Annotated in this window: 15 protein-coding genes; all 15 read left to right on the top strand. The window is 45.1% G+C overall.

Translation table 11 applies throughout. From position 1 onward, the window contains the following. The first annotated feature begins 1,012 nt into the window (after positions 1-1,012). A complete protein-coding gene (locus OU997_RS16190; RefSeq protein ID WP_267807537.1) occupies positions 1,013-1,546 on the top strand; it encodes a hypothetical protein in 534 nt (177 codons plus the stop codon). A 105-nt stretch (positions 1,547-1,651) separates the two neighbouring features. Then, complete coding sequence (locus tag OU997_RS16185; RefSeq protein ID WP_267807536.1) at positions 1,652-2,053, top strand: hypothetical protein; 402 nt, start codon at positions 1,652-1,654, stop codon at positions 2,051-2,053. Between the two features lie 400 nt (positions 2,054-2,453). Continuing rightward, entirely contained in the window at positions 2,454-2,924 is a 471-nt protein-coding gene (locus tag OU997_RS16180; RefSeq protein ID WP_267807534.1) for a hypothetical protein, read from the top strand. 89 nt (positions 2,925-3,013) lie between these two features. Next, entirely contained in the window at positions 3,014-3,376 is a 363-nt protein-coding gene (locus OU997_RS16175; protein WP_267807533.1) for a hypothetical protein, read from the top strand. Positions 3,377-3,833: 457 nt separating this feature from the next. Then, complete coding sequence (locus OU997_RS16170; RefSeq protein WP_267807531.1) at positions 3,834-4,181, top strand: hypothetical protein; 348 nt, start codon at positions 3,834-3,836, stop codon at positions 4,179-4,181. A gap of 1,196 nt (positions 4,182-5,377) precedes the next feature. Beyond that, complete coding sequence (locus tag OU997_RS16165; protein WP_267807529.1) at positions 5,378-5,812, top strand: hypothetical protein; 435 nt, start codon at positions 5,378-5,380, stop codon at positions 5,810-5,812. Positions 5,813-5,920: 108 nt separating this feature from the next. Then, positions 5,921-6,352, top strand: a complete 432-nt coding sequence (locus OU997_RS16160; RefSeq protein ID WP_267807528.1) for a hypothetical protein — start codon at positions 5,921-5,923, stop codon at positions 6,350-6,352. A gap of 407 nt (positions 6,353-6,759) precedes the next feature. Beyond that, the gene (locus OU997_RS16155; protein WP_267807526.1) at positions 6,760-7,104 is read left to right on the top strand and encodes a hypothetical protein; all 345 of its coding nucleotides are present in this window, start codon (positions 6,760-6,762) and stop codon (positions 7,102-7,104) included. Between the two features lie 1,013 nt (positions 7,105-8,117). Beyond that, complete coding sequence (locus OU997_RS16150) at positions 8,118-8,453, top strand: hypothetical protein (protein ID WP_267807525.1); 336 nt, start codon at positions 8,118-8,120, stop codon at positions 8,451-8,453. 94 nt (positions 8,454-8,547) lie between these two features. After that, a complete protein-coding gene (locus tag OU997_RS16145) occupies positions 8,548-8,904 on the top strand; it encodes a hypothetical protein (RefSeq protein WP_267807524.1) in 357 nt (118 codons plus the stop codon). An 81-nt stretch (positions 8,905-8,985) separates the two neighbouring features. Beyond that, positions 8,986-9,384: a DUF7668 domain-containing protein gene (locus OU997_RS16140; RefSeq protein WP_267807522.1), complete on the top strand. Its 399-nt coding sequence runs from the start codon at positions 8,986-8,988 to the stop codon at positions 9,382-9,384. 714 nt (positions 9,385-10,098) lie between these two features. After that, a complete protein-coding gene (locus tag OU997_RS21060) occupies positions 10,099-10,488 on the top strand; it encodes an MAPEG family protein (protein ID WP_420713280.1) in 390 nt (129 codons plus the stop codon). A 407-nt stretch (positions 10,489-10,895) separates the two neighbouring features. Next, the gene (locus tag OU997_RS16135) at positions 10,896-11,144 is read left to right on the top strand and encodes a pentapeptide repeat-containing protein (protein ID WP_267807521.1); all 249 of its coding nucleotides are present in this window, start codon (positions 10,896-10,898) and stop codon (positions 11,142-11,144) included. 391 nt (positions 11,145-11,535) lie between these two features. Beyond that, on the top strand, positions 11,536-11,991 hold the full coding sequence (locus tag OU997_RS16130; RefSeq protein ID WP_267807520.1) for a hypothetical protein: 456 nt from the start codon (positions 11,536-11,538) through the stop codon (positions 11,989-11,991). A 147-nt stretch (positions 11,992-12,138) separates the two neighbouring features. Then, positions 12,139-12,360: a hypothetical protein gene (locus OU997_RS16125; RefSeq protein ID WP_267807518.1), complete on the top strand. Its 222-nt coding sequence runs from the start codon at positions 12,139-12,141 to the stop codon at positions 12,358-12,360. Positions 12,361-12,498 lie beyond the last annotated feature (138 nt).

The raw sequence follows: 12,498 nt of genomic DNA, 5'->3' as shown, positions 1-12,498 counted from the left end.
CACTTCGTTCGCTGGGACGGGCTAAAGCCCCCCTTAGCTTAATCGTTAGACGTTCATGTTTCCAAAGCTTGTTTTTGTAATGCGTACACCCGTAACAACGCACGTATGTTTTCAAGGTTTTCACGGTTTGAAATGTGTATTGGCTGAACGTATGCCCGTTATATTTGTGGCATCGTTCAACACTGCGTTCAGGTCGTAACATTGCAAACATTGGATTTATCGCGTTTCATCCGTTGCGCAATTTTTGTTCGTAAGGCCACACGATTGCTTTCGGGGCTTTCTCGGGTTTAGTCTTGCGGTTGCTGTGCTTACGCCGTTTGCCATCGAGGCACGTTGAAATCGTGGTTTTTCAGTTGCATTGCAAACATTAAATTTATTGCGTTTCGTCAAATTCATCGCGTAACGCGTTATAAGCAGGAAAGCGGTGCTTTAAATTATGCGTACATCCGAGCGTCTAACAAATGGTTCAAATCGCTCGCTGCGCTCGCTGGGACGGGCTAAAGCCCGCCCCTTAACCAAACGTTAGGGCAAACCATGCCGTGCGACTGCGCCAATTTATCTAGCTGCGTTAGCTATGGAGAGTCAGAAAAAGATTTTTGTAGTAGCTTTCACCTTATTTCGGAGCGCCCATGGTTGCGTCTATATCAATGCAGCGAGTGCAAAACATACTGGCAGCTCGATGTAGACGATAGATCTGACTTTGCTATAAAAGTGTCGCAGCCTGAAATTTGGCAATCATTTGATGATCGTCCATATCGAAGAGAGTTCTTCATCCAATTTCATGGTGGCGTCGGCAGCAAAAAATGTACGTGGGCAAGGTGCAATCAGCCCGCATTGAAAAACATGGCCATTTGCGTGGATCACGCTTACCCAGAGTTTTCCTGTACTGATGAGAAGCCCTAACAAATGGTTCAAACCGTTCGCTTCGCTCACTGGGACGGGCTAAAGCCCGCCCCTTAACCAAACGTTATGTGTTTTTACGGGTTTCCCATTGAACACTCAAAATTACTACATGCCACTTATCGTTGGGCTAACACCACCAGAAGTGCGACATCACTATGACGCACTTAGAAAGCAACCATGTCATGATTTAGTTTTAAAACCATTAATCAAGTCATGCGAAAACGCTTATGTATATGGCTTAAAAAAAGACAACCCACTATATATAAAAAACAAAAAAATACTAATTAGCGACCAAGGGAAATTTAAATTTAATCTAGAAATGGAATGCATAGCAGCGCATGAAGAACTATGGAATTCATGCGCATGGAAGCGCGGATCCATTGTCTTTATACTAAAAAATGATAACTTTAATTACATTAATCTTTTCCCACACTGCCATGCTCCGGGATTATCCACTACGCCAAATTCTGGAAATACACCCTCAGCAATAAAAAAATGCAAGGAAGCTGCCTTATCAAATATGACCGCACTGTTGCTACCAGCTTCGAATGGTATTGAGTGGATGCAAATATATTCCACAGAAACAAAAACCAATGAATACTACGATGCAGCAAAGTCGCTTTGTCAAAACACAAATTACTAAATCACGATTAAATAGTGAACAAAACACATAACAACTGGTTCAAACCGTTCGCTTCGCTCACTGGGACGGGCTAAAGCCCGCCCCTTAACCAAACGTTATGTGCCTATGAAACTCATAAAAGCTCTAATCGCACTCACCTTGCTAGCAGTCATTTCGTCCTGCTCAATACCTGTAACCGTTCGCCTCTACAACAATTCAGGCCAAGACGTAAAAATTGAAATTGACCAAACAGCCATCAATCTAGCAAAAGGTCAAACCGAAGAGATTCACGATACTGAGTACTACGCCATTGCAATAACTATAGGCTCGGCACTATACAAATATGAACACCCAACTTACGGACACATACAGGTTGAGTGGTTTGGCTGGGGGCCATTCTCACGCAGAGTAATTTATTTGCAGCTTGAGCCTGACGCTAAAATATGGGTAACCAACTCATTACTACCCTCCCCAACCAAAGCATTCCCTAAGCAGCCGGAGGGGTTTCCACTTGAGCCCCGCACATAACAATTGGTTCAAGTCGTTCGCTTCGCTCACTGCGGGACCGGCTAAAGCCGGCCCCTTAACCAAACGTTAGCCAATCGCTTTCAGCTTGTTTGGTTTTAATCGCGTACATCAGCAATATCGCTCCAATGCTTTAGGCTTCACACAGTTTCAAAATTTATGTTTACTGAACCATCGCCGCCACCATCGGGGCACGTCTAAATTGCGGTTCGCCAGCAACATCGAAACATTGGATTTATCGCGTTTCGCCAGGTTTATCGCGTAACGCGTTACAAGCAGGAATGCGGTGCTTCAAATTCTGCGTACATCCGAGCGTCTAACAATTGGTTCAAATCGCTCGCTGTGCTCGCTGGGACGGGCTAAAGCCCGCCCCTTAACCAAACGTTAGGCCCTAGAGGGAACTATGAAGTATCAAATTATTGCTCTTCTGGCATTACTAGCCACAGCTAATACCTCAGCAGCTGAAACCATAACCGTTGACCCGAATGAAGTTAGCCTTAACGAGCATGTTTACAGCAGTTTACCTCCTGAGCTACTACCAAGAATAAAGGCTACTACAGATGTATTTGAACCAGTTGATGGCATTAGCTACGAGCAAGCAGTGGATCTGTACAAGAGAGATCTAAATCCAGAGAGTAATCTTGTTATCTGGGAAGAGATGGCTAGAGTTTACACCGCATTCTGCGCGGCACGCTGCACAAGCCCAGAAGAAAGAATGGATGTTTATCGCACCTTGCTGCTCCGCTCAATGTACTCTCCAGAAGAAACAATAAATAATTTGCAGCTCAACGTACTAAGCAAAGCTGAAGCATTATCAATAGTCAGTCAGTACAAACTTAAAGCTGAACCTATTCCCGTCATTGTCAAGCAGTAAGCCTAACAATTGGTTCAAATCGCTCGCTTCGCTCACTGGGACCGGCTAAAGCCGGCCCCTTAACCAAACGTTATGTTACAGGAGCAACTATGTTTTTCGCCGCACTAAAACCGAGCTTCGCGAAGCTTGGGGCCACTGTATTAATAATTTTAACAACCATGATATATGGTGTTTTAAACACCGCACTCACGAAAGAAACCTCGAAGCAGATGAATGAGGCTTTTCTTGGCGAGCCACTAGCCACAAAGATAAAACAAATCAGTGAGGCTTTCCCCTGCGAACGTGACCAAAAAATTGCAGATATCAGCATTGAACTTGCAGAGAAGAATTCCGGCGAAATGCTGTCAGTCCGAAACAAATGGCTTGCAGCAAACTTTCTTATTCTTCTCGCATGCGCTTATCTTTCCGCATGCATAATTTTGTCAAAAAAGACATCGCGCCATGCAACATAACAAGTCGCTGAAATCGCTCATTTCATTCGCTGGGACCGCGTTCCGCGGCCCCTTAGCTTAATCGTTATGCACCTTTCTGAGTATCTGAGTCGCCAATGGAAGACATAGTCAGTGAAATAGGGAAAGGCTTCTTGAGAGCCATCGGTTTTTTCCTCGTCGAAGTACTTTTCAACTTCGTCTTTTATTACATCGGATGGCCAATATGCAAAATATTGTCTCTTGGCATCTATCCCAAAAAAGTTACGCATGACTATCTACACACCGATACGCGGCAAGGGCTTTTGTGTAGCTTCGTAGGTTTCACCTTCGTCGTACTTGTTGGCTTATATTTAACCGGTCAATTCAATATAAATGGCGGCGCATAACAATGCGCTCAAATCGCTCACTCCGTTCGCTGGGACGGGCTAAAGCCCGCCCCTTAGCTTAATCGTTAGGCAATATCGCAAGGAGGCATTGTATGGATCCGCTACTTTCAGCACTCATCGGCGCTCTAATCGGAGCCGGAGCTTCCGTTCTTACCGTTTGGATTCAAGCAACCTCTCAAGCAAAACGAGAGCGCATTCGTTTAGTTACCGAAATTGCCATGGCTGACTATAAACACAATATCGAACTAGCACGCGCTAGTGGGAAGTATGGCCAAATACCGCCTGCAACCTTGTACTTTCACTACCATCTAGAACTAGCAAAGTTAATGGAGCGAGGAACCATAACTCCAAACGGCCTCGAAAAGCTCACGAAAGAAAATCAAAAAATCCATCAAGTCATTCAAAAGCTTCATAGTGAACGACAAGCGAATAACGTATAACTGCCTAACAAGTGGTTCAAATCGCTCGCTGTGCTCGCTGGGACGGGCTAAAGCCCGCCCCTTAACCAAACGTTAGCCAATCGCTTTCAGCTTGTTTGGTTTCTAATCGCGTACATCAGCAATATCGCTCCAATGCTTTAGTCTTCACACAGTTTCAATTTTTGTGTTTACTGAACCATCGCCGCCACCATCGGGGCACGTCTAAATTGCGGTTCGCCAGCAACATCGAAACATTGGATTTATCGCGTTTCGCCAGGTATTTCGCGCAACGCGTTACAAGCAGGAATGTGGTGCTTCAAATTATGCGTACATCCGAGCGTCTAACAATTGGTTCAAATCGCTCGCTGCGCTCGCTGGGACGGGCTAAAGCCCGCCCCTTAACCAAACGTTAGACGTCCATCTTTCCAAAGCTTGTTTTTAGTAATGCGTACACCCATAACAACGCACGTTTGCTTTCGAGGTTTTCACAGTTTGAAATGTGTATTGGCTGAACGGACGCCCATTATATTTGTGGCATTTTTCAACACTGCGTTCAGATCGTCACATTGCAAACATTGGATTTATCGCGTTTCGTTCGTTGCGTAATTGTTGTTCGTAAGGCCGCGCGATTGCTTTCGGGGCTTTCTCGGGTTTAGTCTTGCGGTTGCTGTGCGTACGCAGGCTGCTATCGAGGCACGTTGAAATTGCGGGCTGCCAGTTGCATTGCAAACATTAAATTTATTGCGTTTCGCCAGGTTCATCGCGCAAAGCGCTACAAGCAGGAAAGCGGTGCTTTAAATTATGCGTACATCCGAGCGTCTAACAAATGGTTCAAATCGCTCGCTACGCTCGCTGGGACGGGCTAAAGCCCGCCCCTTAACCAAACGTTAGCCAATCGCTTTCAGCTTGTTTGGTTTTGCACCGCGCACATCAGCAACATCGCTCCACTGCTTTCGGGTTTACAACGGTTCGAAATTTGCATTTACTGAACGTCCGCCGCCACTATCGGGGCACAGGTAAAACCCCAGCCGTTCAGTTACATTGCAAACATTAAATTTAATGCGTTTCGCCAGGTTAATCGCGTAACGCGTGACAAGCATGAAAGCGGTGCTTCAAATTATGTGTACATCCGAGCGTCTAACAATTGGTTCAAATCGCTCGCTGTGCTCGCTGGGACGGGCTAAAGCCCGCCCCTTAACCAAACGTTAGGCAAAACAATGACTCCATGCGTTGCCTTAAAGAAAATATGGAACGACGATGACCTCATCGAATTAACGGTGACGGTTTGTAACGGAAAATCTATATTTTCTAACAATATTTATGCTGACCCAGATGCATTGACTCAACTAATTAAAGATTTGAGTATTTTTCGAAATCATATTCATGGCGGCTTGTATGATATAAAACTTGGTGAGTTTGGCGCGGAGTACGCCAATGTTGGATTCCAAGCCCGGCTACACTTCCACAACCAAGGAAAATTACTTATATCCACGTATCAGCAATCGGAGTTTGAGGAATTTCCAAAAACACAGGTGGCTAGTGAAGCAAAAATGTATCTCAGCACAGAGCCGGTACTTCTAGATAACTTTATTACTGATCTCAAAATACTAAATTCCGGATCATCCGACGAAGCAATTTTGGTTTGTGCCTAACAAATGGTTCAAACCGTTCGCTTCGCTCACTGGGACGGGCTAAAGCCCGCCCCTTAACCAAACGTTAGGCAAAAAAGAAAGAGCCGTACCACGAATCGGAAATTTACTGTGAATTTAGAGCTTAAAAAATATGCACTAGTATTAACCTTGCTGCTTTCCAGCATCGCATCGGCCGGAAACCTTCATGAGAAAAAAAATATCCATGAAGATTTAATTGCAGCACAGGAATTAGTGGCGCTAGGGTGCATGGGAAAACTGAAAGTCACACCAAACCCCTCTGGAGCTTACGACGCCGCAACGACGGCAAAAATCCAAGAGTGCGCCGACAACGAAGGTTCGGACATCGCCACAAAGGTTTTGAGCGCTCATAAAGCTGGTGAGATAGAAAAAGAAAGAATGAGAACTTACTTTCTTCATTACTCAGTAATGTTTGCAAAAATGAACAATCCGAATGTAAAAAAAATGCCGTCCGAAGAGCTAATAAAGTCTGCAAGAGAACAAGGAAGAAAACACTACCCCTACGTGAGCAGCCCAGATTAAATATTGGGTAGCCTAACAAATGGTTCAAATCGCTCGCTGTGCTCGCTGGGACGGGCTAAAGCCCGCCCCTTAACCAAACGTTAGCCAATCGCTTTCAGCTTGTTTGGTTTTTAATCGCGTACATCAGCAATATCGCTCCACTGCTTTAGGCTTCACACAGTTTCAATTTTTGTGTTTACTGAACCATCGCCGCCACCATCGGGGCACGTTGAAATTGCGGTTCGCCAGTAATATCGAAACATTAGATTTATCGCGTTTCGCCAGGCATTTCGCGTAACGCGTTACAAGCAGGAATGTGGTGCTTCAAATTATGCGTACATCCGAGCGTCTAACAATTGGTTCAAATCGCTCGCTGCGCTCGCTGGGACGGGCTAAAGCCCGCCCCTTAACCAAACGTTAGGGAAAACATGTCGAACCGCATCGCAGGCATACTTTTCGCAGGCTCGCTGATACTGCTAACAACAGGATGCTCCCCATATCCAGCAAAAATCAGCGACTTTAAGAAGGTCGTGCACTCATGGAAAATTGAAGGGCGAACTGCAGCAGATGCCATTAAAGTCTTTGAAGATAAGGGTTTCTCAGCTAGCCAGCACAAAGCAGAGAAATACTTTGATGATCAACGCGACTATGTATACGCAACACAATCAAAACTCATATTCATTGTCTGTGCGCGTGAATGGCGGGCAATCGCCAAGCTAGAAAACGGGAAAGTAGCAGAAATTGAATCTCACATTTTCTTTAATTGCATATGAATCCCCTAACAACCGGTTCAAATCGTTCGCTTCGCTCACTGGGACGGGCTAAAGCCCGCCCCTTAACCAAACGTTAGCCAATCGCTTTCAGCTTGTTTGGTTTTTAAGCGCGTACATCAGCAATATCGCTCCAATGCTTTAGGCTTCACACAGTTTCAAAAATTGTGTTTACTGAACCATCGCCGCCACCATCGGGGCACGTTGAAATTGCAGTTCGCCAGCAACATCGAAACATTGGATTTATCGCGTTTCGCCAGGTTTATCGCGTAACGCGTTACAAGCAAGAATGCGGTGCTTCAAATTATGTGTACATCCGAGCGTCTAACAATTGGTTCAAATTGCTCGCTGTGCTCGCTGGGACGGGCTAAAGCCCGCCCCTTAACCAAACTTTAGACAACAAGTAATAATGCCAAACAAGCACGTTAGGATTTAAAATTGAGAAATTATATTTTCGTGCTTACGATATTTCTTTCTGCGCCAATTCATGCAAACCCAAGATGTGACAATGACGCTTATACTTTTTTAAACTATTACGCCACAGAACTACCTAAAAAGTTAATATCCGCAACACCAGATCAACTCACGCAATTAGTCGCAACTGAAATAGAAAACGCAGAAGAAAATAGTAGAGTTTTCGATAACGCATGTATAAGTCCGCAAATAGTCAAAGGTAATGACACGCCCGACGAATACAGAGAAACACACAAGTTACTTCTCAACGCAAAGTCTTACTTATCAGTATTTCAAACTTACAAAAATAGAAATGAAGTCAAGAGATACAATGATGATTACTGCGCATTTGTCTCAAGAGGCGTTACAAAATTCCCTAAATGCATGGTTAGAAATGAGGCCGACTGTAAGAGCTTGTGCAAAAATATGTCAGATAATAATTAGCAATTACGTCCTGCCTCAAGCAGGCCAACCGCTTGCCTAACAAGTGGTTCAAATCGTTCGCTTCGCTCACTGGGACGGGCTAAAGCCCGCCCCTTAACCAAACGTTAGGTGTCTTACAGATGAGCAATACATCCGAAAACGATATCTACAATAGAATTGCACTTATCTTAAAAGAAATTACGCCCAGCAATTCAACCCGAACGGTCTGCACAGCAGAATTATCTGTAAATAATGATCACGCCAAAATATCTTATGACTATATCGACAACTCCGGAGTAAAAGACTGGTTCATCCCTGCAACTGCCAGCGTAGACTCGGAATTACTCGATCTTTTTGTTGAGCTAAGAAAAATTTTTATCCATAACAACTACTGCACAGCCGAAAATCCCTGGTCAAGCTGCACAGTGGAGTTCAATTTTGGAAGTAACAATATTGAATTATCAGTCAAGTATTAAATCACGATCGCACCTAACAATGCGCTCAAATCGTTCGCTTCGCTCACTGGGACCGGCTAAAGCCGGCCCCTTAGCTTAATCGTTAGAGGTTTGCGTGAAAATTCGCATCGCCATAATCACGCTCAGCCTACTGCTGGTAGGAACTAATATCTTTTGGCTGTGCACCACGATTGACTCCGCAGTAACTCGCACATATATGAATCAAGAGCTCTATGAGCTGAACGGTTCAAAAACTCAAGCAGTGGGCATGCTAAAAATTTCGCTCATGGGAAAAACAAAGGACGAGGTTCAATCTATGGCAGCGAAATTCACGGATCTTGAGCCCTACGAAAAAGAGGGTTGCTTGTGGGTCGGCTGGTATGGGTTTAAATTTTCAGAGTCGGGGCTTTTTATCGACATAGAAACAGGTAAAGCGCACACCGACAGGCCAGTTTGCGATGTCAACCTCTAACTACTGGTTCAAGTCGTTCGCTTCGCTCACTTGGGACTGGCTAAAGCCAGCCCCTTAACCAAACGTTAGGCGAACAACTCTATGACCGACCTGAACGGAATTAGCGATGTCTCTGTAGTCAAAGATGAAGAGCATGAGTTGCCAGTCCCTTTGATTTGGAGACCTGTGTTTCGTAGGATCGTTAGCGCTTTCACCAAGCAAGATTATCAGGTTGATCTTGGAGTTCTAGGTGTTTTGCCTATCACGTCAGAGACAGCCAATCAGATAGAAGAATATATCCAAGACTATGGCGAGACACTTATCGAGTTACCGGAAGACACATGGGAGACTTCTGTGTGCATTTGGATGGGCACACGATGGGATGTACTCATAGACCTATGGACTGAAGGAGAGGGGCGCAGCGACATGATTCTGAGTGCCAAGGTGTCAGAATCAAGTTCTGGTTTCGTTTTTGAGGTCTATATGGTTTATGTTCCATAACGCACAGAGACAGAAATGCTCTTAACGGTAAAGCGCATTCACGATGCAAACATCGCCTAACCCGGCAGTCGAGAGGGACGGCCACAAGCTGCGCTTGTGGTTCCCTACGCTTCGCTCCGGCCGCCCCTCACTTCTACGTTAGGCATCACATGAAGCTCATCATTTCATCCATAGCTATAACGTTAATTTTAACTGGGTGCATTCCTTTTCCTCGGTATATCACAACCCAACCAGACATAACTATTCAAGTAAATGACCAGACTGGCATGCCTATACCTGACGCAAATATATTAATAATCAGCGCATTTAATCCTCACAGAGTCTTACACAAGAAAAGCACCCTCATCACTGACTCGCATGGAATAGCAAAGCTAAGCAGAGAAGCTGAGTGGGAAATTATGTATCCATTCATGCTTCACGGAGTACGCTACTTTTATTGGTCGTGGTGCATCAGTAAAAACGGGTACATTAGTTCATCAAATGAAACCCGGGAAATTTCCCTAAGCACGACTACCACTCTCAAAAAAGGGGAGTCAACTAAATGCAGCAACGATCAAGGCTATATCCTGATAGGTAACCAGCCTAACTAGTGGTTCAAGTCGTTCGCTTCGCTCACTCGGGACGGGCTAAAGCCCGCCCCTTAACCAAACGTTAGACTGTTGATTTAAATCGTCGTCACGGAGGACCACCACATTGAATCCGCTCATACTTCCTATGGCAGCTCATATAGCTCTCACCTCTTTCCTTTACGTGCTATTAACTATCGCACGCGCACCTAAGGTGTGGGGCATAGGCAAAAAAGCAGATGGAAGCAATCCTTGGGTAGTAGTAGAACCTCGAATTAGCGCAAATCTTTCAAACCAGTTCGAGTGGCCCGTATTTTTCTATGCTGCGTGCATTCTACTAATTCAAAACCAATCAGCTTTAGCTGCTGCAGTCTGGCTAGCGTGGATATTCATTTTGGGGCGTGTGGTTCATAGCTGCGTACAAATACTCACCACAAACGTACGGTTGCGCGGCTTAGTTTTCACAATCAACTTTCTAGCCACTCTTGGATTATGGGTTGTTGTAATTTCCACTTTAGAACCGAGTGCAACAGCCTAACAAATGGTTCAAGCCGTTCGCTCCGCTCACTCGGGACCGGCTAAAGCCGGCCCCTTAACCAAACGTTAGCCAATCGCTTTCAGCTTGTTTGGTTTCTAATCGCGTACATCAGCAATATCGCTCCAATGCTTTAGGCTTCACACAGTTTCAATTTTTGTGTTTACTGAACCATCGCCGCCACCATCGGGGCACGTCTAAATTGCGGTTCGCCAGCAACATCGAAACATTGGATTTATCGCGTTTCGCAGGTTTATCGCGTAATGCGTTACAAGCAGGAATGTGGTGCTTCAATTTATGCGTACATCCGAGCGTCTAACAATTGGTTCAAATCGCTCGCTGTGCTCGCTGGGACGGGCTAAAGCCCGCCCCTTAACCAAACGTTAGGCACCAAACATGGAGAGTTCAACGTGACTAAAAAATTATCGGAATTTAAGGCAGTCTCATTACCTGAGGCGAGCTTCAACGACGTAAACCTGCAACTCGCTAAATTCAATGACGTCAACCTTTCTGGCTCAACGTTCACCGACGTTTCGTTAACCGGGGCCAAACTCAATAATGTCGATTTAAGCAACGTTACAATCACAGACGCAAATTTAAATGGCATGGCAATTAACGGTATTCTCGTCACTGAGTTACTTCGCGTCTATGGCGCCTAACAAGGCGCTCAAATCGCTCACTTCGTTCGCTGGGACGGCGTTCCGCCGCCCCTTAGCTTAATCGTTAGCCAATCGCTTTCAGCTTGTTTGGTTTTTAATCGCGTACATCAGCAATATCGCTCCAATGCTTTAGGCTTCACACAGTTTAAAATTTTGTGTTTACTGAACCATCGCCGCCACCATCGGGGCACGTTGAGATTGCGGTTTGCCAGCAATATCGAAACATTGGATTTATCGCGTTTCGCCAGGTATTTCGCGTAACGCGTTACAAGCAGGAATACGGTGCTTCAAATTATGCGTACATCCGAGCGTCTAACAATTGGTTCAAATCGCTCGCTGTGCTCGCTGGGACGGGCTAAAGCCCGCCCCTTAACCAAACGTTAGAGGCCTTATGCGAGTTATCGTGTTCACCCTAGCAGCTTGTTTAACTTTCAATGCTTGGGCTTGGGAAACGCCTGAACAAGCGGTGGCAGAATATTTAAAATATGACGCGGCTGGCTATCGGCTTGGTGGTAGTGACTGGAAAAACTATGTAAAAACCTACTTAGATGTCAGTGAGTTCTATGATGAATCTGGGTATGACATGATGACAGTTATAACTTCATACGCGTTCTCTGATCCCATTTGTCGCCCTACAGTATGTGTTTCAACGGTAACTTATGAGCTTTTAAATACAAGCAATATTCAAGGTCAGCAAATTGAAAAACACCCTAGCGGCGGTTTTCTGAAAAAAACATTTACCGTTACAAAGACCGGCAGTGAATGGAGGCTGAAATCAGGAATGGGGAATCCATTTGTTCTCAGCGATGTCTACAGCACGCTAATTATTGAGCGACACGGCCTCTAATAATGCGCTCAAATCGCTCACTTCGTTCGCTGGGACCGACTAAAGCCGGCCCCTTAGCTTAATCGTTAAGGGGCGCACGAAAATCGTAGTGAATTCCTCTCCGTATTATCGCGACTGCTGAACCCGATAAAGGAATGAGGAAGAGCAATGAACAAAGAAAGAAATCGAGCTTGGAGGCGTTTTAAAACAAAAATGAAATCTAAAACAAGCGGTCAATCTCAAGACTCCAAAGAAAAGCATGAGAAGAACTGGAAACTGATGTACATACGGTCGGAGAAACTCATTCGAGCAAAGCAACTAGGAATAGACTATCCGATAAAGACATCGCGTCAGATTCTGGACAACGAGCAGCCTTTGGAAGACAAATAGAACCATGAAAAATGTGCTGTTTATCTGTAGTCGCAATCAGTGGCGAAGCCCCACAGCTGAAACAGTCTGGCGTAAACACCCAGATATCAGTGTTCGGTCTGCGGGTACAAGCCCAAATGCTCGAAAAACAGTAGGCCC

Source organism: Pseudomonas sp. SL4(2022), assembly GCF_026625725.1.
GTDB lineage: Bacteria > Pseudomonadota > Gammaproteobacteria > Pseudomonadales > Pseudomonadaceae > Aquipseudomonas.
The sequence above is the reverse complement of the archived record's forward strand: the minus strand, read 5'-3'. Positions and strand labels throughout refer to the sequence as shown.